The 25,692-nt window shown below is 38.5% G+C and carries 22 protein-coding genes, 1 pseudogene and 1 riboswitch; of the genes and pseudogenes, 1 reads left to right on the plus strand and 22 read right to left on the minus strand.

The window, feature by feature from the left end; genetic code table 11:
* Positions 1 to 2: 2 nt before the first annotated feature.
* The 6 genes and pseudogenes from HMPREF9180_RS06080 to eno form a co-directional block, all read right to left on the minus strand.
* Complete coding sequence (locus HMPREF9180_RS06080) at positions 3 to 434, minus strand: arginine repressor (protein WP_006145624.1); 432 nt, start codon at positions 432 to 434, stop codon at positions 3 to 5.
* Positions 427 to 1,242, minus strand: a complete 816-nt coding sequence (locus HMPREF9180_RS06085) for a TlyA family RNA methyltransferase (protein WP_006145625.1) — start codon at positions 1,240 to 1,242, stop codon at positions 427 to 429. Before HMPREF9180_RS06085 ends, HMPREF9180_RS06080 begins: the two co-directional genes overlap by 8 nt.
* Positions 1,235 to 2,110, minus strand: a complete 876-nt coding sequence (locus HMPREF9180_RS06090) for a polyprenyl synthetase family protein (RefSeq protein ID WP_006145626.1) — start codon at positions 2,108 to 2,110, stop codon at positions 1,235 to 1,237. The genes HMPREF9180_RS06085 and HMPREF9180_RS06090 overlap by 8 nt, the downstream gene beginning before the upstream one ends.
* Positions 2,107 to 2,319 (minus strand): exodeoxyribonuclease VII small subunit, encoded by a 213-nt coding sequence (locus HMPREF9180_RS06095; RefSeq protein WP_006145627.1) that lies wholly within the window; start codon positions 2,317 to 2,319, stop codon positions 2,107 to 2,109. Before HMPREF9180_RS06095 ends, HMPREF9180_RS06090 begins: the two co-directional genes overlap by 4 nt.
* Positions 2,297 to 3,636: pseudogene (gene xseA / locus HMPREF9180_RS09990) on the minus strand (exodeoxyribonuclease VII large subunit). The gene HMPREF9180_RS06095 and the pseudogene xseA overlap by 23 nt, the downstream one beginning before the upstream one ends.
* A 178-nt stretch (positions 3,637 to 3,814) precedes the next feature.
* The gene (gene eno / locus HMPREF9180_RS06105; protein ID WP_006145630.1) at positions 3,815 to 5,119 is read right to left on the minus strand and encodes a surface-displayed alpha-enolase; all 1,305 of its coding nucleotides are present in this window, start codon (positions 5,117 to 5,119) and stop codon (positions 3,815 to 3,817) included.
* A gap of 163 nt (positions 5,120 to 5,282) precedes the next feature.
* Here eno and HMPREF9180_RS06110 point away from each other — a divergent pair, with 163 nt between their 5' ends.
* On the plus strand, positions 5,283 to 5,726 hold the full coding sequence (locus tag HMPREF9180_RS06110; protein ID WP_025168686.1) for a DUF1694 domain-containing protein: 444 nt from the start codon (positions 5,283 to 5,285) through the stop codon (positions 5,724 to 5,726).
* On the opposite strand, the gene HMPREF9180_RS06115 is transcribed toward HMPREF9180_RS06110, so the two are convergent.
* The 16 genes from HMPREF9180_RS06115 to topA all read right to left on the minus strand — a co-directional run bounded on the left by HMPREF9180_RS06115 (position 5,695) and on the right by topA (position 25,602).
* The gene (locus tag HMPREF9180_RS06115; protein ID WP_006145632.1) at positions 5,695 to 6,837 is read right to left on the minus strand and encodes a glycerate kinase; all 1,143 of its coding nucleotides are present in this window, start codon (positions 6,835 to 6,837) and stop codon (positions 5,695 to 5,697) included. The two genes, HMPREF9180_RS06110 and HMPREF9180_RS06115, sit on opposite strands and share 32 nt — an antisense overlap.
* A gap of 18 nt (positions 6,838 to 6,855) precedes the next feature.
* On the minus strand, positions 6,856 to 7,497 hold the full coding sequence (gene serB / locus HMPREF9180_RS06120) for a phosphoserine phosphatase SerB (RefSeq protein ID WP_006145633.1): 642 nt from the start codon (positions 7,495 to 7,497) through the stop codon (positions 6,856 to 6,858).
* 62 nt (positions 7,498 to 7,559) lie between these two features.
* On the minus strand, positions 7,560 to 8,993 hold the full coding sequence (gene glgA, locus HMPREF9180_RS06125) for a glycogen synthase GlgA (RefSeq protein WP_006145634.1): 1,434 nt from the start codon (positions 8,991 to 8,993) through the stop codon (positions 7,560 to 7,562).
* Positions 8,990 to 10,129, minus strand: a complete 1,140-nt coding sequence (gene glgD, locus HMPREF9180_RS06130) for a glucose-1-phosphate adenylyltransferase subunit GlgD (protein ID WP_006145635.1) — start codon at positions 10,127 to 10,129, stop codon at positions 8,990 to 8,992. The genes glgA and glgD overlap by 4 nt, the downstream gene beginning before the upstream one ends.
* Entirely contained in the window at positions 10,119 to 11,261 is a 1,143-nt protein-coding gene (locus HMPREF9180_RS06135) for a glucose-1-phosphate adenylyltransferase (RefSeq protein ID WP_006145636.1), read from the minus strand. Before HMPREF9180_RS06135 ends, glgD begins: the two co-directional genes overlap by 11 nt.
* Positions 11,251 to 13,179 carry a 1,4-alpha-glucan branching protein GlgB gene (gene glgB, locus HMPREF9180_RS06140; protein ID WP_006145637.1) on the minus strand — a complete coding sequence of 643 codons (1,929 nt, stop codon included), beginning with the start codon at positions 13,177 to 13,179 and terminating at the stop codon, positions 11,251 to 11,253. Before glgB ends, HMPREF9180_RS06135 begins: the two co-directional genes overlap by 11 nt.
* Before the next feature lie 412 nt (positions 13,180 to 13,591).
* The gene (gene pulA, locus HMPREF9180_RS06145; protein WP_006145638.1) at positions 13,592 to 15,874 is read right to left on the minus strand and encodes a type I pullulanase; all 2,283 of its coding nucleotides are present in this window, start codon (positions 15,872 to 15,874) and stop codon (positions 13,592 to 13,594) included.
* 107 nt (positions 15,875 to 15,981) lie between these two features.
* Positions 15,982 to 17,940: an NAD-dependent DNA ligase LigA gene (gene ligA, locus HMPREF9180_RS06150; protein WP_006145639.1), complete on the minus strand. Its 1,959-nt coding sequence runs from the start codon at positions 17,938 to 17,940 to the stop codon at positions 15,982 to 15,984.
* Between the two features lie 93 nt (positions 17,941 to 18,033).
* Complete coding sequence (locus tag HMPREF9180_RS06155) at positions 18,034 to 19,293, minus strand: nucleobase:cation symporter-2 family protein (protein WP_006145640.1); 1,260 nt, start codon at positions 19,291 to 19,293, stop codon at positions 18,034 to 18,036.
* Entirely contained in the window at positions 19,293 to 19,874 is a 582-nt protein-coding gene (locus HMPREF9180_RS06160) for a xanthine phosphoribosyltransferase (RefSeq protein ID WP_006145641.1), read from the minus strand. The genes HMPREF9180_RS06155 and HMPREF9180_RS06160 overlap by 1 nt, the downstream gene beginning before the upstream one ends.
* 68 nt (positions 19,875 to 19,942) lie before the next feature.
* Positions 19,943 to 20,039, minus strand: a riboswitch (purine riboswitch).
* Positions 20,034 to 21,017: a GMP reductase gene (gene guaC, locus HMPREF9180_RS06165; RefSeq protein WP_006145642.1), complete on the minus strand. Its 984-nt coding sequence runs from the start codon at positions 21,015 to 21,017 to the stop codon at positions 20,034 to 20,036. It overlaps the preceding riboswitch by 6 nt.
* A gap of 300 nt (positions 21,018 to 21,317) precedes the next feature.
* Positions 21,318 to 21,587 (minus strand): DUF1294 domain-containing protein, encoded by a 270-nt coding sequence (locus HMPREF9180_RS06170; RefSeq protein WP_025168687.1) that lies wholly within the window; start codon positions 21,585 to 21,587, stop codon positions 21,318 to 21,320.
* 31 nt (positions 21,588 to 21,618) lie between these two features.
* A complete protein-coding gene (locus HMPREF9180_RS06175) occupies positions 21,619 to 22,284 on the minus strand; it encodes an MmcQ/YjbR family DNA-binding protein (protein WP_006145644.1) in 666 nt (221 codons plus the stop codon).
* 43 nt (positions 22,285 to 22,327) lie between these two features.
* Entirely contained in the window at positions 22,328 to 22,960 is a 633-nt protein-coding gene (locus HMPREF9180_RS06180; RefSeq protein WP_006145645.1) for a copper homeostasis protein CutC, read from the minus strand.
* Between the two features lie 86 nt (positions 22,961 to 23,046).
* Positions 23,047 to 23,406: a YbaN family protein gene (locus HMPREF9180_RS06185; RefSeq protein ID WP_006145646.1), complete on the minus strand. Its 360-nt coding sequence runs from the start codon at positions 23,404 to 23,406 to the stop codon at positions 23,047 to 23,049.
* 108 nt (positions 23,407 to 23,514) lie between these two features.
* Entirely contained in the window at positions 23,515 to 25,602 is a 2,088-nt protein-coding gene (gene topA, locus HMPREF9180_RS06190) for a type I DNA topoisomerase (RefSeq protein WP_006145648.1), read from the minus strand.
* Positions 25,603 to 25,692: the final 90 nt, after the last annotated feature.

Genomic DNA, 25,692 nt, shown 5'->3' on the forward strand with positions numbered 1-25,692 from the left:
TTCTACCACTTTTTAACTTGTTCAACAATTTCTATAGCTGCTTCTTCAGTTCGCGCAACAATTAAAATCGAATTATCATCTGCTAAACAGCTAAAAATTTTATCTGCAAATGTTTGGGTTAATTGACTTTTAACAAAAATTGAATTTCCAGGAATGACATCTAAATTGATGAGATTTCCCATTCTCTCAAAGCTTTCGATATTGTCCTCAGCTAAACGTAAACTTTTAACCACAGACTTCGGTAATTCGTAGACATAAGTGTTGTCTTTCAATGGGATTTTTACAATTCCTAATTCTTTGATATCCCGTGAAACGGTTGCTTGTGTAGCAGTAATTCCCGCTTTTTTTAAGTATTCAACAATTTCTTCCTGTGTTCCAATTTGATAATCTGAAACAAAGCGTCTAATTTTTTCAAGTCTTTCTTTTTTATTCATCTTTAAATTCTCTATGTGCCTTTTCTACAATTTCTTCTATATTGCCAGATATACAGCTACCGGCTTCTTCTTCCTTCCGCAAATAGGCTAAAAATTCAATATTTCCGTGTCCACCTTGAATAGGAGAGAAATCCAATCCTAAGACTGAGAATCCTTCATCAACTGCCATTTTAGTAACTGATTCTAAAACATGTTGGTGAACTTTGGCATCTCTGATAATTCCATTTTTACCAATCTGTTCTCGTCCTGCTTCAAATTGAGGTTTGATGAGAGCTACTACCTGACCTTTATCTGCTAAAACACGATGCAAGGCTGGTAATATTAAACTCAAGGAAATAAAACTTACATCGATACTTGCAAAACTTGGCTCTTCTTCAAAGTCAGTTTTTTCAGCATATCGAAAGTTAAACTGTTCCATGCTAACAACCCGTGAATCTTGACGCAATTTCCAAGCAAGTTGATTGGTACCGACATCAACAGCATAAACTAGCTTAGCAGCGTTTTGAAGCATGACATCCGTAAATCCTCCTGTAGAGGCACCAATATCGATAGTTGTTTTACCTTTAACTGATATATCAAAGTTTTCCAAGGCTTTCTCAAGTTTCAAACCTCCACGGCTCACATACTTCAGCTTTTCCCCTTTGAGTTTTAATTCAGTATCATCTGGGATTTTTTCTCCTGGTTTATCAAAACGTTCACCATTTAGAACAGCAACAACCAAACCAGCCATTACGCCCCGCTTAGCCTGTTCTCTTGTTTCAAATAAACCTTGTTTGTAGGCAAGTACATCTACTCTTTCCTTAGGCATTGATTCTCAAACTTTCTACTATTTTTACAATTGGTTCTTTATCAAAATTCACTTGCTGAGCGATTTCCTCCAGCTTGATATTGGCTTGATCCAAGGTTTGGTTACAAAACTCTTTTGCTTCATCTAAGCCTAGCAAGGCAGGATAGGTTGATTTTTCTGCTTTCAGGTCTTTCTGAGGTGTCTTACCAATCTCTTCAAAACTTGCAGTGACATCAAGGACATCATCTCTCACTTGAAAAGCGAGACCAACCAACTCTCCAACAGTTTTTAGTTTTGCTTGTAATTCTGGTGTTAATTCAGCAATGATTGCAGCCGCCTGGAAAGGATAGGCTAAAAGTTTACCCGTTTTATTAGCATGGATGGTCTGAAGTTCTTCTAGGTTTAAATGTTTACCTTCACCTTCCATATCCAAAACTTGGCCAGCGACCATCCCCATACTTCCAGAAGAAAGGGACAAAGAAGCTATTAAATCTATCTTAATTTCGTTTGGCAAGTCTGCTTGCGCTATCAAAGCATAAGGATCAAAAAAGAGGGCATCTCCTGCTAAAATTGCTAGTGCTTCACCAAACTTCTTATGGTTGGTTAAACGCCCACGACGAAAATCATCATCATCCATAGCCGGAAGATCATCATGAATTAAGCTACCTGTGTGAATCATCTCAAGCGCTGCTGCAACCTGGGCATGAGCTATAGTGATTGGCACCTGCAAAGACTCCAAAACTTCTAAAAGCAGATAAGGACGAATTCGTTTACCCCCTGCATGAACTGAATAAAGAACTGCTTCTCTCAAGCTTGATGAAACTTGTTTGTCGCCATAAAATTTCTCTATTGCAGACTCAACCAGAGTTAGTTTTTCCTGCTTGTTCATTCTAGTTCACTTTCTGTACCATCTTCTTGCATAACTTTAACCAAGGTCTTTTCAGCTTTATCAAGAGTTTCTTGTAACTCTTTTGATAAGAGCATTCCCTTTTGAAATGCAGTGATTGCTTCTTCAAGAGTAATGTCTCCATTTTCTAAACTTTGGACAATGGTTTCCAGTTCTGCTAGGTTTTCCTCAAATTTCTTTTGCTTTGACATCTTTTACCTCTAATTTTACTTGACCATCTCGCATAAGGAGAGTTAACTGGTCTTTTTTCTTTAGAATTTGTACAGAATCTACTACAGTATCTTCTTTTTTTACAATCGCATATCCACGAGCTACAATACGACCAGTGTCCAACATCATCAGTGCTTCTGACAATCGTTTCACTTCAGCAACTTTGGCATCGTAAACCACTGCCATCTGACTACGGAGTAACTTTTCCAATTGTAGCAGGCGGTCCTGGTAACGTTGAATCTTATTAATTGGTGATAACTGTTCTAAACGATGAACTTGTTCCAAGACCTTTTGTTGTTGCCTTACAAGTTCTGTATTTACACTTTGTTTAAGACGAAGTTGCAACTGATCCAATCGTTGTAAATAGCTATCATACAAACGCTCTGGTTGCCTGAAGATGACAGATTGACTTAGCACTTTTAAAGCTTTTTCTTTTTTGATAAAGTATTTTGTACGGCCGTAGCCATCCGTTTTTCTTGATTTTTTAGATAAGTCAGAAGGTCAAACTTACTAACAGGTGTTGCTAATTCGGCTGCAGCTGTTGGTGTTGCCGCTCTCTTGTCCGCTACAAAGTCTGCCAAAGTTACATCCGTTTCGTGCCCTACGCTTGAAATAACGGGTAAGCGTGATTCGAAAATAGCACGAACAACAATCTCTTCGTTAAAAGCCCAAAGATCTTCGATGGAGCCACCACCTCGACCGATGATCAGAACATCTAAATCTTCTCGTTCATTTGCTCTTGCAATATTACGAGCAATTTCCTCTGCAGCACCGTCTCCTTGAACTTTTGTGGGATAAAGGATAATCTCCACACCTGGAAAGCGTCTGCCCACAGTAGTAATAATATCTTGAATAACAGCTCCACTACGACTGGTTACTACACCAATGCGTTTTGAAAACTGCGGAATTGCTTGTTTAAAACGATCTTGAAACAGCCCTTCTTCCGAAAGTTTCTTTTTCAGTTGTTCAAACTGAATAGCAAGCGCACCGACACCATCTGGTTCAGCCTTTTCAATGATAATGGAATAACTACCACTCGGTTCATAGACTTGGACACGGCCGACCACATTGACCTTCATACCTTCTTCCAAATCAAAACCAAGTTTCTGATAGATACCTGACCAAATGGTTGCTTGGATAACAGCACGATCATCTTTTAGAGAAAAGTATTGGTGAGTTGGACGCTTCCGGAAGTTAGAAACCTGACCAGTTAAATAGACCCGTTCTAAGTATGGGTCTTTATCGAATTTCATTTTTAGATACTTGGTCAAAGTTGTTACCGATAAATACTTTTCCATCTCAGCCTCCCTCTTTCTAAAGTTTTTCCTGAGTATTATTATACCAAAAAACCGTTTAAAAATCTCTTTTTTCACCTCTAGAATACGAAAACAAGACTAGATTTCTTTGACCTTATCTTATAATATACAAAAGCCCTCGGAAAAAATCCAAGGGCTTTAATTAGTTCAATGAACTATTTTATTTTTTCAAGTTGTAGAATGATTCCAATCCACGGTATTCAGCCACTTCACCAAGTTGATCTTCGATACGAAGTAATTGATTATATTTAGCGATACGGTCAGTACGTGAAAGTGAACCAGTCTTGATTTGTCCTGCGTTTGTTGCAACTGCGATGTCAGCGATTGTTGAATCTTCAGTTTCACCTGAACGGTGTGATACAACAGCAGTGTAACCAGCTTCTTTAGCCATTTCGATAGCGTCGAATGTTTCAGTAAGAGTACCGATTTGGTTAACTTTGATAAGGATTGAGTTAGCACATCCTTCTTTGATACCACGTGAAAGGTAGTCAGTGTTTGTTACGAAGAAGTCGTCACCAACCAATTGAACTTTACCGCCAAGACGTTCAGTAAGAGCTTTCCAACCTTCCCAGTCGTTTTCATCCATACCATCTTCGATAGTGATGATTGGGTATTTGTCAACCAATCCTTCAAGGTAAGCGATTTGTTCTTCAGCAGTACGAACAGCAGCGCCTTCACCTTCGAATTTAGTGTAGTCGTATACTTTACGTTCTTTATCGTAGAATTCTGATGAAGCACAGTCAAATCCGATAAATACGTCTTTACCTGGAACATAGCCAGCAGCTTCGATAGCAGCAAGGATAGTTTCAACACCATCTTCAGTTCCTTCGAAACGAGGAGCGAATCCACCTTCATCACCTACGGCTGTTTCAAGACCACGAGATTTAAGGATTTTCTTAAGAGTGTGGAAGATTTCAGCACCCCAACGAAGAGCTTCTTTGAATGATGGTGCACCAGCAGGTACGATCATGAATTCTTGGAAAGCGATTGGAGCGTCTGAGTGAGAACCACCGTTAACGATGTTCATCATTGGAGTTGGAAGAACTTTAGTGTTGAATCCACCAAGGTAGCTGTAAAGTGGGATTTCAAGGTAGTCAGCAGCAGCACGAGCTACAGCGATAGACACACCAAGGATTGCGTTAGCTCCCAATTTACCTTTGTTAGGAGTACCGTCAAGTGCGATCATAGCATGGTCGATAGCTTGTTGGTCACGTACATCGTAGCCGATGATTGCTTCAGCGATGATGTTGTTTACGTTGTCAACAGCTTTTTGTGTACCAAGACCACCGTAACGAGATTTATCACCATCACGAAGTTCAACTGCTTCGTGTTCACCAGTAGAAGCTCCTGATGGAACCATACCACGTCCGAAAGCACCTGATTCAGTATAAACTTCTACTTCAAGTGTTGGGTTACCGCGTGAGTCTAGGACTTCGCGAGCGTAAACATCAGTAATAATTGACATTTTTTACTCTCCTTTTGAGTTAAATTTTTTACACCTCTATGATACCTCAAAAAGAGACCTTTTTCAAGAAAAAACGTTATCTTTGTGCAAATTCTCCTTATCTATATAAAGTAACCGTTTTCTTTTGCAAGTGATATTGAGACTTTTATGATATACTATGATTATGACTGATTTATCAAAACAAATCCTAGAAAAGGCCAATGGTGGTCTTAAATTAAATCCTGATGAACAAAGACGCTTCCTCGGTACCTTTGAAGAACGTGTTCTTGGATATGCAGACCTTGAAACAGCTAATGATGATAAATTTGAAAAGGCTTATGTATCTATTTTAGAGAGTCTAAAAAAAGAAACTGAACAACTTTTTGTCAAAATTTCTCCTCAAGTAGTATTTGAAAAGCAGGTCTATTATCTAAAACAAGCCAAAGATGCTGACTGCCAAGCAACCATCGTTTCTGAAGAACATAACTCTTCTCCTTTTGGTCTAGTTATCCATAGCGATGCTCCTGTTCAAACAAATGAAAAAGACCTCAGAAAGGCCTTTTCAGACTTATGGTTGGAAAAAGAGAGTAAAGCTCCTACTTCTCTCTGGAAAAAATGGTTTGGTTAATTTTTTTCAAAGCTAAGACTTGACCGATGTTTGCAGCTGTATTTTCTAAGTAGACAGCTGCTTTTTTTAGACTCTCTTCCAATGGTTCGCTTTTTTCTAGTATGGAAAAAGCAGCGACGATATTCTCAAATGGTAAGGGAGGTAAATCATCTGCCAAACTACCACAAATAGCAAGAACTGGAACACCCCTAGGTGTTCTTTTTGCTACACCGATGGGAGCTTTACCGGCTAAACTTTGTGAATCCAGTCTACCTTCGCCGACAATCACTAGGTCTGCATTAGTCACTTTTTGATCGAAGTTTATCAAATTTAAACAAGTTTGAATACCAGATACAATCTCTGCTCCAGCAAAGGCACACAAGCCAGCTGCAATCCCACCGCCTGCTCCTGCACCATCCAATTGTAAAATTTCAGGTGCAACTTTACCATAAAAGTTTTTAATTGCAACATCAACTTCTTGAAATTTAGATGGATCCAATCCCTTTTGTTTCCCAAATGTAAAGGTAGCACCATGAGGTCCACAGAGAGGATTGGTCACATCGGCCAGTATTTTTATATTTACATCAGAGGGAATTTGAAGTACTCTTTCCTTCGAAATCTTTCTGATTTCAAACAAAGATTGGCCACAAGCCTTAAGTTCCATTCCATTTTTATCATAAAACTGATAACCAAGACCTGATGCAATCCCAAGTCCGCCATCGTTACTAGCTGTACCACCAACACCAACGTAGATATCTTTAATCCCTTGGTCTATTAAATGCAGAATCAGTTGAGCAATTCCCTCTGTTTGAATTGCTATAGGATTTCGTTTTTCAATAGGAATTTTAGCAAGACCTACTAAATCTGCAACTTCAAAAAGAGCTAGTTTTCCTTTTTGAAAGTAAGGCATTTGAACCTCATCACCAAAAGGACCAGTAACCTGTACTGTTTTCTCTTCCAAACCTAGAGAACTTTTAATGGCGTCTACTGTTCCTTCACCTCCATCACCAACGGGTAAAAGTAAACACTCCACGTTAGGTATGGCCCTTTCGAATCCTCTTTTTATAGCTTCTGCTACTTGTTTTGCAGGTAGACTCTCCTTAAAAGAGTCAGGTGCTATAATTATTTTCATATTGATTTCTCTTTCTACCTAAAAGAAGTCTATCTTATCTAATGCTTTTAGTAAATCTCTATCATCTACCTGAAGATTTATTTGCTTTTTCACAATGTCCTTAGCACAAAAAGCTATGCCAGTCCCTGATTTTTTAAGCATTTTTAAATCATTGGCTCCATCACCGATTACAATAGTTCTTTCGATTGGCACCTCTAATTCATCAGCCCATCTTACAAGAGTTTCTTCTTTGACTTCTCTACTGATGACTTGACCAACCAGATTTCCAGTTAAACAACCATCTCTAATTTCCAGTTGATTGGCAGCAAACAATGAAATTCCTAAATCTTTTGCCAATCTTTCCACGATAGTGGTAAATCCACCTGATACCAAGCCGACTTCTATCTGATTTTCTTGAAGAGTTTCAATAAACTGCTCAGCATTTTTACTAAGGTGTAGTTCGTGATAAATCTTATCAAAAACCTCTATAGAAAGCCCTTTCAGAAGAGAAACACGTTTTATCAAACTAGATTCGAAGTCTAATTCACCTTTCATAGCTTGGGCGGTTAGCAAAGCTACTTCTTCTTCACAATCCGCCTCTTTCCCTAATAAATCAATAACCTCTTCTTCTATCAAGGTTCCATCAACATCTAAGACACAGAGTCCTCTGACTTTATTCATCTATTTCCCTTACTTTCATCATCTCAAAAAATCGTATGAAAACTTCATACGATTTTAATGATTTAGTTTGCTAAGCTGTGATACAAATCAAGGTAAGACTGACAAGCAGTATCCCATGAGAAGTCACATTCCATGGCTTGAACTTGCATATTTTCCCAAACATCTGGATGGTTGTGATAAACATCCAAGGCGGTTTGTAAAGCCCAGTTGAGCCAGTAAGGAGTTAGGTTGTTAAAGCTAAATCCTGTACCAGTTCCTTCAATCGGATTGAATGGCTGAACAGTATCTCTCAAACCACCAACCTCATTGACAAGAGGCAAAGTTCCATAGCGCATAGCCATCATTTGTGAAAGTCCACATGGTTCAAAGCGACTTGGCATAAGGAAAATATCACACGCTGCATAAATCTCTTGTGCGAGTTTTACATCAAAGGTAATATTGGCAGACAATTTTTCTGGGAATACTTGTCCAAACCAGGAGAAAGCTTGTTCGAAACCAGGATCTCCTGTACCCAAGAGAACGATTTGAAGGTCTTCTTGAAGCATACGATGCAATCCTTCAACAACGACGTCAAAACCTTTCTGTCTTGTTAAACGTGATACAATACCAATCATTGGAACATCCGGACGGACAGGAAGACCAACTTTTTCTTGAAGTTTAGCTTTATTTTGAGCCTTACCTGACAAATCAGTTTTATCAAAATGGTACTCTAACAAAGCATCTGTCACTGGGTTGTATAAATCAGTATCAATTCCGTTTACAATACCAGAAAGCTTACCAGATTCCATTCGGAGAATTTGATCAATACCACACCCAAACTCTGTTGTCATAATTTCATGAGCATAACTTGGTGATACAGTTGTAACACGATCAGCATAGAGAATACCAGCCTTCATCCAGTTGAGGCAATCATTCCAGCGAACTGTACCATCCGCATAACGTTCAAAACCAACTCGGAACAAATCCCAAAGCATACCTTCAGAGAACTGACCTTGAAATTCCAAATTATGGATAGTCAAGACAGTTTTGATGTTTTGGTAAGCTTGAATCCATCTGTATTTTTCTTTCAACAAGAAAGGAATCATAGCTGTGTGGTAATCATGAGCATGGAGGACATCAGGGATAAACCCAATACGTTCCATAGCTTCTAGGGCAGCAAGTTGGAAGAAAGCAAAGCGTTCACCATCATCGAAATCTCCGTAAACATGCCCACGGAAGAAATAGTATTGATTGTCAATAAAGTAGAAAGTAACACCGTTTAAAACTGTTTTCTTAACTCCACAAAATTGTTTGCGCCAACCAACATAGACTTCAAATTGAAGAACATCTTCGATTTGATCACCGAACTTAGCCTCTACCATATCATAATACGGTAAGATAACAGCAACTTCCTGTCCTGCTTTTACTAGTGATTTAGGAAGAGCTCCGATAACATCTCCCAATCCACCAGTTTTTGAAAAGGGCGCACCTTCTGCTGCTACAAATAAAATTTTCATGAAAAGATATCCTCTGTTACTTTGTCGCCTTTTTTGATGATTACAGGGTTTTCTACTGTACCTCGAATCACAACTCCCGCAGCTATTTCAGCACCCTTATCTACGATAGCATTTTCAATTTGTGCACCTTCTCCGATGACAACGCGAGGGAAAATGATAGATTCTTTTACAAAGCTATTTTTATTGATACGAACATTACGTGAAATAACTGACTTAACGACTTCACCTTCAACGATACTACCAGAAGCAAATTGTGAGGTGTTTACTTTTGAACCAGGTGCATAGTAAGTAGGCTCTTCATTTTTAACCTTTGTATGAATCTTTTGATTTGGTGAGAACAAAGAGTAGAATTTATGCTGATCAAGCATATCCAGATTAGCTTGATAGTATGTTTCCACTGAGTGGATGTTTGCTAGATAGCCTGTGTATTCATACGCAAAAGCACCCTCTTTTGCCGCCAAATCCCGCAAAACATACCGTAATTTTTCCGGAAATTCCTTTTGAGCTTCTTCTTCCAATCTCTTAATCAACCACGGAGTGTCTACAACAAAAATATCAGTAGACATGTTGTAGTACTCTTGGTTTGATTTTTTATCAAAGAGTTTGTGGGAAACCACATGATCAGTTTCATCTATATCAAGGATTGCATTTACTTCTGAAATTTCCTTCTTAGGCAATTTCTTATACACAACTGTGATTGGTGATTTTGTTGTATTATGCAGGTGGAAAACTTGAGCAAGATCAATATTCACCAAAACATCACAGTTCAAGGATACTGTTTGATTTGAACCAGAACGTTTCAAGTAGGTCAAGAGTTGTTGATAATACTCTTTACCAACCGTACTGCTTTCTACACGGGTATTGTAAATTCCAAGGTAGTAGTGACTAAGAAGCGTATTCAAGCCCCATTCACGTCCTGATCGAATATGGTCAAAAACAGAGCTGATATTATCTTGTTGAAAAATTCCGAAGATACTACGAACACCAGCATTGGCTAGACTTGAAAGTGGGAAGTCAATCAAACGATACTTTCCTCCAAATGGCAAACTTGCCACAGGACGATTACTTGTCAAGGTTGACATATCATGAAAACCAACGGTGTTTCCTAAAATCGCTGAATATTTATCAATCTTCATCTGTTGCTACCCCCACTACTTCATTATATCCGATTACTTGTACTTCTTCTGTACCATCAATCTCTACACCATCAGCAATGACTGCTCCTTCTCCGATAATCGCACGAGTAATTTTAGCGCCTCTTCCGATAACTGCTCCACTCATGATTACAGAATCAACAACTTCAGCTCCTTTACGAACCTGAGCAGCTGTTGATAAGATAGAGTGTTTAACTGTTCCATTTACATAACATCCATCTACTACAAGAGAATCTTCTACATGTGCGTGTTCTCCAAGGAAGTTTGGTGGAGCGATAAGGTTACGTGAATATATTTTCCATTGACGGTTACGGCTATCTAGAGCATTCTCTGGGGAGATATATTCCATATTTGCTTCCCAAAGTGATTCAATCGTACCAACGTCCTTCCAGTATCCATTAAATTCATAAGCATAGACACTTTCACCAGTTTCAAGATAGTTTGGAATAACGTTTTTACCAAAGTCAGACATGTCAATGTTTGCTTTTTCAGCTGCAACAAGCATGTTGCGTAGACGTTTCCAATCGAAGATGTAAATACCCATAGAAGCCTTCGTTGATTTTGGTTCGGCTGGTTTTTCTTCGAATTCGACAATACGATTGTTGGCATCGGTATTCATGATACCAAAACGACTTGCTTCTTTTAATGGTACATCCAAAACAGCAACTGTCAAGCTGGCGTTATTGTCCTTGTGAGATTGGAGCATATCATCGTAATCCATCTTGTAGATATGGTCACCTGAAAGAATCAATACATACTCAGGATTGATGCTATCAATATAGTCGATGTTTTGGTAAATTGCATGACTTGTACCTTCAAACCAGCGATTTCCCTCACTAGCAGAATATGGTTGAAGGATAGAAACTCCTGTGTCAATACCATCTAAACCCCAACTAGAACCATTACCAATGTGACTATTTAGAGCTAGCGGTTGATATTGTGTAATAACACCAACATTATTGATACCAGAGTTAGCACAGTTTGAGAGAGCAAAGTCGATAATGCGGTAGCGCCCGCCAAATTGCACAGCAGGTTTTGCAATGCTTTGAGTGAGTTTACCGAGACGAGTTCCTTGCCCACCAGCAAGGATTAAGGCTAGCATTTCATTCTTCATTTTCTACTCCTTTATATGTTTTATTTAATTCTTTTTTAGTAGGTTTCAAGCGACGTTTCATTTTCCAGATACTTGCCCCCATTGCTGGTAAAGTAAAGGTTAATGTCTGCTTATAATCCTTCCATAATCCTTCTTGAGTTTGAACTGTTTGGTTGTGTTCCTTCCAAACACCACCCCATTGTTCTAACTCTGTATTCCAAATTTCTTCATAAACACCTGCGACAGGAAGACCAATTGTGAAGTCAGGGCGTTCAACTGGTGCCATATTGAAGACACAGACTAGCATATCGCCTTTCTTTCCTTTACGGATAAAGGATAGGACACTTTGATCTCTATTATCGGCATCAATGATTTCGATACCATCATAACTCATATCTACTTCCCAGAGGCAACGATTCTCTTTATAAAGTTGATTCAACTGAGATGTGAAGTATCTCATCTTAGCATTCATCGGATCTTCAAGGTTAGACCACTCTAATTGTTCTTCTGATTTCCACTCTAAGAATTGGCCAAACTCGCTACCCATGAAAAGTAATTTCTTCCCAGGGTGACAGATTTGGTAGGTATATAGATTTCTCAGACCCGCAAATTGATTGTACCTATCTCCCCACATCTTATGCATCATACTCTTCTTACCATGGACAACCTCATCATGTGAAAATGGCAAAAGGTAGTTTTCGCTAAAGATATACATGAAGCTGAAGGTCACAAGGTTAAAATCATACTTGCGATAGATTGGATCTTCCTCGTAGAAACGGAGAATATCATTCATCCATCCCATGTTCCACTTGTAATCAAATCCAAGTCCACCCATCTCCCTCATTCCAGTTATCTTAGTTCCTGAAGAAGACTCTTCAGCAATCATCATAACATCAGGGTGAGCAAGTTTAATAACAGTATTTAGACGTTGAAGGAAATAATAACCTTCGTAGTTAAGATTGCCACCATCTTTATTTGGCGTCCATGGAGCATTATCATAATCAAGATAGAGAATATTACTTACAGCATCAACTCGAATACCATCCAAATGATAAAAATCAATCCAGAACTTAATACTTGAAATCAAGAAAGATTGGACTTCGTTTTTACCAAGGTCAAAATTCAATGCCCCCCAACCATAGTTGTGTGCTTTATCATGGTCTTGATATTCAAAAGTTGGTGTTCCATCATAATAGGCTAATGCATCATCATTGATGGTAAAGTGGCCTGGAACCCAGTCTACGATGACGCCGATATTATTTAAGTGACACTCCTCAACAAAGTCCTGAAACTCTTCTGGGGTACCATAAGTATGCTCTAAAGCAAAGTAACCCATGAGTTGATAACCCCAACTCAAGCCTAGCGGATGCGCCATCAACGGCATAAACTCAATATGAGTGTAATTCATCTCAACTAGGTAAGGTATCAATTCTTCTTTTAATTGAGCAAAACTGTATGGTGTTCCATCAGGATTTGTTTTCCAAGAGCCCGCATGAGCTTCGTAAATATTAACAGGTCTCTCAAAGAATCCTAAACGTTTTCTTCGAGCTAGCCAGAGCCCATCCTTCCATTTCTTCTCAGGAATTTCTGTTAAAACAGCCCCTGTTCCCGGACGAGCCTCATAGCGAATGGCTAGAGGATCGAGCTTCATAAGTTGATGACCATTAGCGCGAGTAATATTATATTTATAAATATGTCCCTCTTTGGCTAAAGTGGTAAAAACTTCCCAAACTCCAGATTCATTCCGAACCATGGGGATTTGGTTTTCAATCCAATTGGTAAAATCACCGACTAGATGGACTGCCTGCGCATTTGGAGCCCAAACACGGAATGAGTAGCCCCATTCCCCATCTCTCTCCTCAAGGTGTGCGCCCAAATAGTGTTGAAGATGGAAATTTTCGCCAGTTGTAAAAGTTCTTAAAGCTTCAAATTTATCCATAAATCCCCCTTTATATTGTAAGCGTTTTCTATAATTCTATTATACTATCTTTTAAGGAAACTTTCAACTAATTTCCGAATTAATATAAATTTTTTTCAAAATTTCCTTAAATCATTTTCTTATTATTTTAGTAATCTTCTTTACTTATCATTATCCTTGCTTGATTTTATTTGTTGTAGTAACAAATTACTTACTATAAAGATTTCAGTTCTTATTTTATGAATTACACCACCCAGAAACTTAACGTTTTATGATTAAATGTTATTTTTTGTTCGGTTTAATCATATATGATATCATTTTACCAAATTTTCTGAAATTTTCAACTATTTATTGTAACTTTTTTTATTTTGATATATTCTTACATTTTACGCAAAAAAAACTCAAGATTAAATCTTGAGTTTTGCTTGATGATTTAAGATAAAATATTCATGACAGCTACGCTTACATTGTCAAGAGTATTTTCTTGGTTTGATCGACTATTAGAAATCAACACTTCAAGGTTACCTGCATTCTCATAATAGTGAGATTCTCCTTTGGCGTTAAAAACGACTAAGAAATGCTCGTCCTCATCATGAATTTCATAGACAATCCAACCACTATTTTCAACCGATGTATGAACAAAGACGTGACGGTAAACTTCCTCATATGTAGGATATGAAAAGGCACCACACTTTGTTTTTAGGCGTATTATTTCACGAATAAATTCAATACTATCCTGACGTTCGTTCATCAAGTTCCAATCTACCTGGTTCACTGCATCTGGAGCATTGTAACTATTCATAGCACGTTCGCGGTCGTCATGAGTTAGCTCACCATTTTCCCCTGTAGGTACCAATTTGGTACGACCAAATTCTTGACCGAGTTCCATAAAGGAGATACCTTGCATAAGCAGATTCATGGCAGTTGCTGTTTCTACCTTTTTCATGATGCTTTCTTGGTCTTCCGTTATATGAAGAGTCGCCAGCAAATCATGCAAGTTATAATTATCGTGTGCTTCTACGTAGTTAACAACCTGATTAGGGCTTAAATAAGAACCCAACTCACGGCTACCAAGGATAGCTTTAGCAACAATCGGTTCAGTAGCAGCTCCACTGACAAAACCAGATTTGATATCTCCATAGACTTCGCCACCTTTTACAGCATCACGTTGGTCATCATTGAAAAATCCAATATTTGGCAACTGATAAGCATTGTCCTTCTTAGCCTTATCATAGGGAGCAAGACCTGTCCCCATATCCCAACCTTCTCCGTAAAGGATAATTTTAGGATCGACTTCATCCATTGCCCAACGAATCATCTGCATGGTTTTAACATCATGGATTCCCATTAAGTCAAAGCGGAAACCATCAATATTAAACTCATTCACCCAATAGAGCAGTGAGTCGATCATGTACTTACGGAACATTTCGTGCTCACTGGCTGTCTCGTTGCCTACACCTGTTCCATTTTGATAACTACCATCACGATTCATTCGATAATAGTAGTCTGGAACCGTTGTTTGGAATGGAGCATCAACAGTTGAAAAGGTATGATTATAAACCACATCCATGATAACGCCAATACCTGCATCATGATAAGCTTGAATCATCTTTTTCAAGTCACGAATAACTTGACCAGGATCATTAGGATTTGTAGAAAGGCTAGTTTCTGGTGCATTGTAGTTTTGTGGGTCGTAGCCCCAGTTGTAAGTTACATTTCCATCTGCATCATACTCTTTGTGACGATCAGCTATTGGCTGTAGTTGAACATAGTTCACACCCAATTCCTTGATGTAGTCAAATGCAGTAGACTGGCCGTATTGGTTGACTGTTCCAGTTTGGGCTGCACCCAAGAAAGTTCCTCTTAATTCAGGAGCAACACCAGAAGTTTCAGACTTGGTCAAATCACGAATATGCATTTCATAAACAACAGCTTGACAAGGATTTTCCAATCGCCAAGTTGCTTCTGTTCCGTTTTTAACTTCAAATCCTTCAACTTGACGTTCTTCTTCTGAAAGAATTGCTGAACGTTTACCATCTGGACTCGTTGCAGTCGTATATGGATCGCGCGTCAATGATTGGTGATGAGGAAAATCAATCTGATATTGATAAGCACGACCTGCAAGACCTTCTGGAACTGTTAAACTCCAAACACCAATTGTATTATCCTTGTGACTATAAGAATAACTATTCCCACGTTTCATCTCATAAGTTTTCAAGATAGGAGCATCATTGCTGGCTGATTCATAAACTACAACTTTTACAGTTGTTGCTGTAGGCGACCAGAGTTTAAAGCTCGTTTCGTTAGCAGAAACTCGGCAGCCCAATTCTCCTTGATAACCCCAGTGGTGATCAAAGCTTGCACTATTAATCGCTTTATCAAAAGCAAATGGATTTTGATCTTTATAGTGTGGACTTGCAATGGCTGGATTTTCAGAATAATAAACTGTATCATCTCCATCCAAAATCCAAACTTCTGTCAAAAGTGGATAATAGTTGAATCGGATAGGATATTCTCTTGTCTCCCCGTCCTTTTCTACTCTAAAGATAAACTGTTCAAGAGGTGTTTCACTTGCTTGAGTCAATGAAAATGTAGTTCCAAAATATTCTTTTACTCTATTAAGTTTTTCTGTGTCTATTGGATCTTTACTATAATTGCATGCGTCATAATCTTCATCTTTACGATGGTAATGAATAAGTACAGGATAATTGTACATAAATTTACCTAATTTCTAATTGTTGATTTTATACCATTTCATTTCTTGTTTAAATGATTCGAATGATATCAAGAAATAAAAAACGGATATTGTAAAATATGTGCTGGTTACAAACCCTCTAACCAAGCTTCATCTCGAATCTCGATTCCTAGTTCTTGTGCCTTTTGGAGCTTGCTTCCTGCATCTGCTCCAGCAACTACAAGGTCTGTTTTTTTCGATACACTACCTGTAACCTTGGCTCCCAGACTTTCTAATTTAGATTTAGCTTCTGAGCGATTGAGGCGCTCTAGCTTTCCAGTCAATACGACAGTCAGACCAGATAAAGCTGCATCACCTGCAACTACCTGTCCCTTGTAATCTAGACTAACACCTAATTCTTTCAATTCCCTTAAAAGAATTTTTGAGCCTTCTGTTGCAAAATAAGTTTGCAAACTTTTTGCGATGACACTTCCTAAAGTTTCAATGTTGGACACTTCTTCTGGATCTGCTTGAGCTAGTGTCTCGATAGAATGAAAGTGTTGGACTAATAATTTGCTAGCTTTACTTCCAACATGACGGATTCCCAATCCAAATAAGAGTTTTTCAGCAGAATTTTCTTTGGAAGCTTGAATAGCTTGATAGAGTTTTTGAGCTGTTTTTTCTTTCACACCCTCTAATTGGAGGAAATCATGTTCAGTCAAGCGATAAATATCGGCTACATCCTTAACTAAATTGGCTGCAAAGAGCTTTTCAACCATTGATGGGCCAAGACCTGAGATATTCATGGCATCACGTGAAGCAAAATGAATTAAACCTTCCATGATCTGAGCAGGACAACGCGGATTGATACAACGTAGAGCCACCTCATCTTCAAAATGCAAAAGCTTGCTCTCACAACTTGGACAGTTTGTTGGAATGTCGAGTTTTTCTTCAGAAATTCGCTTAGATTCTACGACACGCAAGACTGCAGGAATGATATCTCCAGCTTTATAGACGATAACTGTATCATCCTTACGAATATCCTTTTCAGAAATATAATCCACATTATGGAGAGTCGCACGACTAACAGTTGTACCAGCAAGTTGCACCGGTGTTAGATTAGCCGTTGGCGTCACTACACCCGTACGCCCTACTGTCCAATCAACAGAAAGTAGTTTAGCTTCTTTTTCTTCAGCTGGGAACTTATAAGCTACTGCCCACTTTGGAGCCTTCACAGTAAAACCTAACTGCTCTTGACCAACTAGATCATTGACTTTTATCACAACTCCATCGATATCATAAGGCAACTGGTCTCGTTCTTGACCGACTTCTTGGATGAATTGCCAAACCTCATCCATACTGTGAGCTAATACACGTCTAGGATTGACAACAAAACCTAACTGTTCCAAGTGTTTTAAAACTTGTTCTTGACTATTTCGAGTAGAAGGACTAGCTTCCTGATAGAGGAAGGTAGCGAGATTACGCTTAGCTACTACTGCTGTATCTAATTGGCGTAGGGTTCCTGCAGCAGCATTTCGTGGATTAGCAAACTCTGGCTCTCCATTTTCTTGACGAGATTGATTAACCTGGTCAAAGGAAGCTCTGGGCATATAACATTCACCACGAACAGTCATATCGAGCGCTTCTGGCAATGTCAATGGAATATCTTTAACGCGTTTTAGATTTTCTGTAATATTTTCACCGATTGAGCCATCTCCACGCGTCGCTCCAACTACTAAAACTCCTTGTTCATAGGTTAATGAAATGGAGAGACCGTCAATCTTTAATTCACAAATATAGGTAACATTCGGTAATTCTTTTCGAACACGCGCATCAAATGCAAGTAATTCTTCACGAGAAAAAGCATCCTGCAAGCTATATAGAGGATACTGGTGACTATATTTTTCGAAACCATCAAGAATCTTTCCCCCCACACGATGAGTCGGACTATTGGGTAAGACTTGTTCTGGATGTGCTTGCTCCAACTCCACTAACTCACGATACAAGCGGTCATACTCACTATCAGATACAGATGGATTGTCACTTGTGTAATATTCTGTCGCATAACGATTTAGTAACTCTACTAACTCATTCATTCTTTCGTTCATAGAACTATTTTACCATAAAAATGGGCCTATAAGGTAGATAGAACCTTAAAAACAAAAAGTGAGAAGAGATTTTTATCTCTTCTCACCTAATTTTTATTTTTTACGATTTAAAATTGCATTTAGTAGGATAGCAAGTACACTGGCAACCACAATCCCATTTGAAAAGAACATTTGGAAGGCAGTTGGTAAACTATTAAAGAGATTGCTTCCATTTAACCCTACACCAGCTGAAATTGATACAGCAGCAATCAGGAAATTATGTTCATTGTGTGCAAAATCAACACGTGACAAAATTTGCATTCCTTGGATAGAAACAAAACCAAACATAATGAGCATAGCTCCACCCAAAACTGGACTTGGAATAATCTGTGCCAAGGCTCCAAACTTAGGTAATAATCCTAAAAGAATCAGGAAACCAGCAGCGTAATAAATTGGCAAACGTGTACGGATACCAGATAATTTCACCAAACCTACATTTTGTGAGAATCCAGTGTATGGGAAGGTATTAAAGATACCTCCCAATAATACTGCTAGACCTTCTGCACGATAACCGTTACGTAGTCTAGTACTATCAATCGGATCTTTTGTAATATCTGAAAGGGCAAGATAAACTCCGGTTGACTCAACCATAGATACTGTAGCAATAATACACATCATAACGATGGAAGAAATTTCAAACTGAGGAGCTCCGAAATAGAAAGGACTTGGAATATGAACGAGAGGTGCTTTTGCTACTGGAGAAAAATCAACCAAGCCTAGAAAAGAAGCGATTACAGTACCTGTGATTAAACCAATCAAAATCGAAATGGATTTGATAAATCCTTTAGTCAAGATGTTGACCAAGAGAATAATAAGGATGGTAATAGCAGCTAGGGCAAGGCTTTCTCCTGTTGGCTTTTCAACATTGTTTCCCATGTTTCCGATAGCTACTGGAATCAATGTCAAACCAATTGTTGTAATGACGGAACCAGTAACAATTGAAGGGAAGAGATTGGCTACTTTAGAAAAGACTCCTGCAACCAAAATCACATAAATCCCTGAAGCAATCAAGGCACCAAACATGGCACCACTACCATGACTCTGACCAATCATAATTAAGGGAGCCACTGATTGGAAAGCCACACCAAGAACAACTGGAAGTCCAATCCCAAATTGTTTATGCAGTTGCACTTGCAAAAGAGTTGCAAGACCACACATGAAGATATCTGTTGAAATTAAATACGTCAATTGCTCGGTGGTATATCCCAAAGCACCTGCAATCATGATAGGAACCAGGATTGATCCTGAGTACATCGCCAATAAATGTTGCAACCCTAGTATGGCTGCTTGTGAATGTTTTTCTTGCTTGTTCATTAGATGTCTGCCTCCTTAAAAATTACTTTTCCATCTTCAAAACGTTCCACACGAGCTAATGATACGACTGTTTGTCCAGCATTTTCTAGCAATTCACGGCCCTTTTGGAAAGATTTTTCAATCACAATCCCAACCGCTTCAACACTAGCACCAGCCTGTTGAATGATTTCAATCAACCCTTTAGCAGCTTGACCATTGGCCAAAAAATCATCAATAATGAGAACATGATCCTCAGGGGATAAAAATTTACCAGCGATAGACACTGTGCTTGTCACTTGCTTGGTAAATGAGTAAACTTCTGCTGTTAAAATACCTTCATTCATGGTAATATTTTTAGCTTTTTTAGCAAAAATCATCGGCACATCTAGTTGCTCTGCTACATAAAGAGCTGGAGCAATTCCTGATGCTTCAATGGTTACAACCTTGGTGATACCAGCCTCTTTAAAATGTTGAGAAAAAGTACGCCCAATCTCACGCATCAAAGAATAATCTACTTGGTGCGTTAAGAAAGAATCCACTTTGAGAATATCTTTACCCAAAACATTCCCATCTTTTAAAATCCGTTCTTCCAATAATTTCATAGTAACCTCCAAAAGAAAAAGGGACCTACAAAGTAAGTCCCCAATAAGAAATATAGTCCAGTAACCATACTTCCCCGTGACTTACTCATTGTTAGGTATTTACGGTACCTTGTAGAAACACCACGCCAATTCGTGATATAAATGAGTAAAAAATACGATTTAGTGAGCGTCTCCATTCCAGATGGAATTTTTCACAATGACATAATCAACATGTCTAAGATCAGCTACCTTGCGACCACCTGCATAAGAGATAGCACTTTGCAAATCCTGCTCCATTTCAGTTAATGTATCTTGTAAGTGACCTTTTACTGGTAAAAGAATCTTTTTACCCTCGACATTTTTATAAGCGCCTTTTTGATATTCAGAAGCTGAACCATAATATTCTTTGAACTGTTCTCCATCAATCTCAATCGTTTTTCCTGGACTTTCAATGTGTCCAGCAAACAGAGAACCAATCATAACCATTCTAGCACCAAATCGGATTGACTTAGCAATATCTCCATGTGTCCGAATGCCACCGTCAGCAATAATCGGTTTACGAGCAGCCTTAGCACACCAACGAAGAGCTGCTAACTGCCAACCACCAGTACCAAAACCTGTTTTAACCTTAGTAATACATACCTTACCAGGTCCAATTCCAACTTTAGTAGCATCGGCACCCGCATTTTCAAGTTCACGCACAGCTTCTGGAGTTCCAACATTCCCCGCAATGACAAAGGTCTCTGGCAATTCTTTCTTGATGTGTTGAATCATGGAAATCACACTATCTGAATGGCCATGAGCAATATCAATGGTGATATACTCTGGAGCGTCATTCTTGAGTTGACTCACAAAATCATACTCGTACTCCTTAACTCCAACAGAGATAGAAGCAATCAAGCCTTTATCATGCATGCGTTTCACAAAGGGGATTCGTCCTTCTTCATCAAAACGGTGCATAATGTAGAAATAACCATCCTTAGCAAGTTGTTCTGCCACATCTTCGTCCAAAATCGTCTGCATATTTGCAGGAACGACAGGTAACTTAAATGTATGATTTCCTAAAGTAACATGAGTATCAACCTCAGATCTACTTTTGACCACACATTTATTTGGAATAAGCTGAATATCTTCATAGTCAAAAATCGGAAATTCGTTTAACATTTCGATATCTCGTTTCTTTTATGATGACCTACCTACGCTTTCGCATCACTACGTCTTTTCCGACGTTTCCTTTTACGATTATAAACTAATGTAAAGTTTTTGTCAAACATTTTGAAGTATTAAAATTATTATGTTCGGATTTTACTCGTTATTTCACAAAAAATAGAGAGTTTATAGGCCCTCTATTTTTGTTTTATATTATTTTGAAAATTTTTTCTAATATCTCTAATTTTTTATTGCTACATTATAATGTTACTTGATAGTTAGTACCTCTCAGAATACAACCAATCATCATAAAATTCATTTCCAAACCATATATAAAGTTCCTACTGTTACCACCATCCCCAAAATCCATACCGTTTTAAAATACCATTTTCGAGTTTTATGATGGAACATTAGTCCTGCCATCCAGGCTCCAAAGCCACCAAGTATAAAAGCTCCTAAGAGTAAATACTTCTCTGGAATTCTCCAGTATCCGCGTTTGGCCTTATATTTATCTATTCCATATAGGATAAAGATAAAGAAATTCCATAGCAAGAGTAAAATGCTAGCAAGTTGTTTTATATCAATCATCTGTGTATAAGCCTCCTTGTCAGTTGTTTTATCCTATTTCTTTTTTTGAAGTCAAAGACCAACTTATTTCAAATAGTTCAAGAACCCTTTCGTCAGTTAGAGTATCATCAAGTGGAACGCTAATCCAATAGTGTTTATTCATATGAAAGGCTGGGTAAATTCCGTTTTGTGAAAGCAAATCAGCTACTTGGTCGTGTTTGAGGTTGACTGCTTCCACTAGCCCATCTCTCTCCTTATCTAGCCTATCCCAAGGAATTCTCATTAAAATAGCATACCACTTCTGATTATCTTCATGGCGCAAAACAGCCGTATCAGGCGATTTCTCCCATAGATATTCCAGCTGATTGCCATACTTTTCTTGAACAAGCGCCATGATTCTCTTGGTCTGTGGACAGAGAAATTCCTGTACCTCAAAACAAGCCTTTCGAATGCCATAAAGAACTTCTAAACAAGCCTCTCGAACGCTTCCGACAAAAGTTCCTCTCATGCTTTCCATGTGGACTTGAGGATAAAGATCTCCTGTTTCTTGGTCATAAACTTGAAAAGATAAGTCTCCATCTTCAACTGTAACTACCATTAGAAAGTCTCCCTCCAAGATAGTCAAATTATAGTTCCATATTCCTTGATTTTCTACAAATCCATATTCTTTAGCCTTCTTAGTATTAAATTGATAGGACTTAAAAATTTCAAACATAAGCGAAAACTGCTACCAAAAGCTAGCAGTTCCTTTCTATTTTTTAAAAGACAACCTTTGTTCCATGTAATTGTGTCACACCTAGTTGATCGATAAAGGTTTGACGGTTGTCCATGTCAATACCTCCACCTGGTAGGATTTCAATTTTACCTGCAGCGTGTTCTAGAATTCTACGATAGTGAGCAAATCGTTTCTCTAACGAATCTCCAGATACACCAGCGCGAGTCAAGATGCGTGTCACTCCAGCTTGACTAAGCCAATCAATGGCTTCCAACTGATCTTCATCGCTTAATTCATCAAAAGCCATGTGGAAAACAATTTCCATGCCTTTAGAAGCAGCAATCAATTTTTCAAGGTTGACCTTATCCAGCTTCTTATCCGCTCTCAATGCACCAAAGACAACCCCTTGGCTACCTGCTTGAGCAGTTAGACAAATATCCTCGAGCATAATAGAAATCTCGAGGTCATTGTAAACAAAGTCACCACCACGTGGACGAATCATAGTCATAATAGTCGTATCGTAGTTAGATGCTAGTTCAACAGCTGCCTTGGTTACTCCGTAGCTTGGTGTCGTTCCACCAACAGCAAGGTTATCACAGAGCTCAATACGTCGAGCTCCAGCCTGCATGGCCTTTTCAATCAAGGTCACATTTTCAGCACAAAATTCATAAATCATTTGATACTCCTCGACGATTTATTTAATGTTATTATATCATATTGTTTTAAGTAACCCTATTTTTTAAAAAATACGACTTTTTAAAGCTATTCCTTATCTGGAATCACCTTAAATAGATAATAGGTTATAAATACTGTTAAACAACCTAAAGCAATTTTTACGGGTAAAAGCGGAGCAAAATAAATCGAAATTCCCATCAAGATATAAATCGAAACAATGATTTTCTTCTTGCGTTCACGCGCAATAGACTTAGTTTCTCTAAAGTCAGCAACATAGGTTTGATAAAGTTTGGTCTGATAGAGCCAATCTTCAAAACGCTTAGAAGATTTAGAAAAGCAAGCGATTGACAATAAGAGAAAGGGAGTTGTTGGTAATAGCGGCAAAACAACACCAATGATTGCCAGAGCTAATGAGATGAATCCAATACTGAGATAAATGATACGCATGTCTACTCCAAGGTCAGTATAATCTTCTTCTAGTTTCGCATAAAAAGATGAAATCTGTCAAGTTTAAATTAGAAAAGGACTAAAATATCTACTTCAGTCCTTTCACTTTTATTTAACTTTTTCTTCTTCGTAGTCACCATTGCTACATACAATTTGTTTACCACCACCACGGATTTTTTTCTCCATCAGGAAGTGACCACACTTAGGACAATCACGTCCAACCGGTTTATCCCAAGAAGTAAAGTCACATTCTGGATAACGATTGCATCCATAGAAAATGCGATTACGTTTAGTTTTGCGTTCGATGATTTGCCCTTGATGACAACTTGGACAAGTAACACCGACTTCTTTGACAATGGCCTGTGTGTGTCGACAATCTGGGAAATTGCTACATGCGTAAAACTTACCAAATCGTCCAATCTTAATCACCATCGGACTACCACAGACTTCACAGTCAAATCCCGCTGGTTCATCCTTGATTTGAATCTTTTCCATCTCTGCTTCAGCTTTTGCGACCTCTTTAGAGAATGGTTTGTAAAATTCATCAATAACCCGTTGCCACTCTTCTTTTCCAACCTCAACATCATCCAGTTTACCTTCCATTTCAGCGGTAAACTTCACGTTAACAATATCTGGGAAGTATTCGACAATCAGCTTGTTTACGACTTGACCTAGATCAGTTGGCTCAAAGCGTTTAGATGCTAGTCTTACATAGTAACGTTTTTGGATTGTCTCAATGGTTGGAGCATAGGTAGATGGACGTCCAACTCCGTTTTCTTCCAAGGTTTTAATCAGTGTTGCTTCTGAATACCGTGCAGGCGGTTGTGTGAAATGTTGTTCAGGTTTGCTATTGACCTGTTTGACCACATCTCCTACTTTCATATCTGGCAGCATCTTATTTTTATCAGAATCGTTGTAAATGGCTAAATAACCATCAAACTTAACCTGACTACCATTGGCTGCAAATTGAACTCCATTTTGCGACAATTTAACAGCCATGGTATCGAAAATCGCACCAGTCATCTGACTAGCCACAAAGCGGTTCCATATGAGTGTATAGAGTTTAAGCTGGTCTTTATCCAAATACTTAGCAATCTTTTCTGGTGTATTGAAAACACTTGAAGGACGAATAGCTTCGTGGGCATCCTGAGCACCAGAAGCATTTTTTACGCGACTGCCATGCTTAGAATAGTTACTACCAAAGCGTTCGGTAATGTAGCTTGCAGCTTCGTTTTGCGCCACAGGACTAATACGAGTAGAATCGGTACGCATATAGGTAATCAAACCTTGAACACCTGTACCAATATTGATTCCTTCATAGAGTTGCTGGGCTACCATCATGGTTTTGCGTGTACGGAAGTTAATCTTGTTAGCCGCATCCATCTGCATAGAGGAGGTAGTATAAGGAAGTGGAGCGTTTCGCTTGCGTTCTTTCTTATCAACATGATCCACAATAAAGTCTTTACTGGTTAGCTGAGAAAGAACTTCCTTAACCTCATCATTGGTGGTGACCTTCATCTTTTTACCATTCAAGCCAAAGAAAGAAGCCTGGAATTGCTTGGTTCCTTTTTTGAAGGTACCATCAATAGTCCAGTATTCTTCTGGCTGAAAGGCATTGATTTCATTTTCACGGTCAATGATTAATTTAAGTGCGATAGATTGCACACGACCAGCTGACAAGCCCTTCTTGACCTTCTTCCATAAAATAGGCGAGATGGAATATCCTACCAAGCGGTCAAGAACACGCCGAGCTTGTTGAGCATCTACCAAGTCCATATTAATTTTACGAGGTTCTTTAAAAGCGTTTTTGACCGCATCCTTGGTAATCTCATTGAAAACAACACGGTTTGTATCATTTTCATCAAGATTTAAAATATGAGCCAAATGCCATGAAATCGCTTCTCCTTCACGGTCCGGGTCACTTGCAAGAAAAACTTTATTGGCTTTTTTTGCTTCTTTTTTTAAGTCATTAATTAGAGGACCTTTTCCTCGAATATTGATATATTGCGGTTCGTAATTATTTTCCACGTCGACTGACATACTTGATTTTTTCAAGTCACGAATATGACCGACGCTAGCTAAAACCTTATAGTTACGCCCTAGATATTTTTCAATCGTTTTAGCCTTAGCAGGCGATTCCACGATTACCAGATTTTTTTTAACTGTTGATTTTTTCTTCTTTGTTGCCGTAGCCACAGTATCACACCTTTTCAAAGTAATAAACTTTATAAAGTGTAAACCATTTTTAAAAACCTGTCAAGACTTAACACCCATATAATAGAAGAA

It is taken from the genome of Streptococcus peroris ATCC 700780 (assembly GCF_000187585.1).
Taxonomy (GTDB): domain Bacteria; phylum Bacillota; class Bacilli; order Lactobacillales; family Streptococcaceae; genus Streptococcus; species Streptococcus peroris.

Coding starts and splice junctions, on each gene's coding strand:
- serB (WP_006145633.1), bottom strand. CDS start 7,497: ATGAATAAAGTCAGAGGACTCTGTGTCTTAGATGTTGATGGAACCTTG.
- HMPREF9180_RS06110 (WP_025168686.1), top strand. CDS start 5,283: ATGACTGATTTATCAAAACAAATCCTAGAAAAGGCCAATGGTGGTCTT.
- guaC (WP_006145642.1), bottom strand. CDS start 21,017: ATGTTAAACGAATTTCCGATTTTTGACTATGAAGATATTCAGCTTATT.
- HMPREF9180_RS06115 (WP_006145632.1), bottom strand. CDS start 6,837: ATGAAAATAATTATAGCACCTGACTCTTTTAAGGAGAGTCTACCTGCA.
- HMPREF9180_RS06090 (WP_006145626.1), bottom strand. CDS start 2,110: ATGAACAAGCAGGAAAAACTAACTCTGGTTGAGTCTGCAATAGAGAAA.
- glgA (WP_006145634.1), bottom strand. CDS start 8,993: ATGAAAATTTTATTTGTAGCAGCAGAAGGTGCGCCCTTTTCAAAAACT.
- HMPREF9180_RS06160 (WP_006145641.1), bottom strand. CDS start 19,874: ATGAAATTATTGGAAGAACGGATTTTAAAAGATGGGAATGTTTTGGGT.
- HMPREF9180_RS06180 (WP_006145645.1), bottom strand. CDS start 22,960: ATGATTTATGAATTTTGTGCTGAAAATGTGACCTTGATTGAAAAGGCC.
- HMPREF9180_RS06095 (WP_006145627.1), bottom strand. CDS start 2,319: ATGTCAAAGCAAAAGAAATTTGAGGAAAACCTAGCAGAACTGGAAACC.
- HMPREF9180_RS06155 (WP_006145640.1), bottom strand. CDS start 19,293: ATGAACAAGCAAGAAAAACATTCACAAGCAGCCATACTAGGGTTGCAA.
- eno (WP_006145630.1), bottom strand. CDS start 5,119: ATGTCAATTATTACTGATGTTTACGCTCGCGAAGTCCTAGACTCACGC.
- HMPREF9180_RS06185 (WP_006145646.1), bottom strand. CDS start 23,406: ATGCGTATCATTTATCTCAGTATTGGATTCATCTCATTAGCTCTGGCA.
- HMPREF9180_RS06135 (WP_006145636.1), bottom strand. CDS start 11,261: ATGAAGAATGAAATGCTAGCCTTAATCCTTGCTGGTGGGCAAGGAACT.
- pulA (WP_006145638.1), bottom strand. CDS start 15,874: ATGTACAATTATCCTGTACTTATTCATTACCATCGTAAAGATGAAGAT.
- glgB (WP_006145637.1), bottom strand. CDS start 13,179: ATGGATAAATTTGAAGCTTTAAGAACTTTTACAACTGGCGAAAATTTC.
- ligA (WP_006145639.1), bottom strand. CDS start 17,940: ATGAACGAAAGAATGAATGAGTTAGTAGAGTTACTAAATCGTTATGCG.
- HMPREF9180_RS06080 (WP_006145624.1), bottom strand. CDS start 434: ATGAATAAAAAAGAAAGACTTGAAAAAATTAGACGCTTTGTTTCAGAT.
- glgD (WP_006145635.1), bottom strand. CDS start 10,129: ATGAAGATTGATAAATATTCAGCGATTTTAGGAAACACCGTTGGTTTT.
- HMPREF9180_RS06175 (WP_006145644.1), bottom strand. CDS start 22,284: ATGTTTGAAATTTTTAAGTCCTATCAATTTAATACTAAGAAGGCTAAA.
- HMPREF9180_RS06085 (WP_006145625.1), bottom strand. CDS start 1,242: ATGCCTAAGGAAAGAGTAGATGTACTTGCCTACAAACAAGGTTTATTT.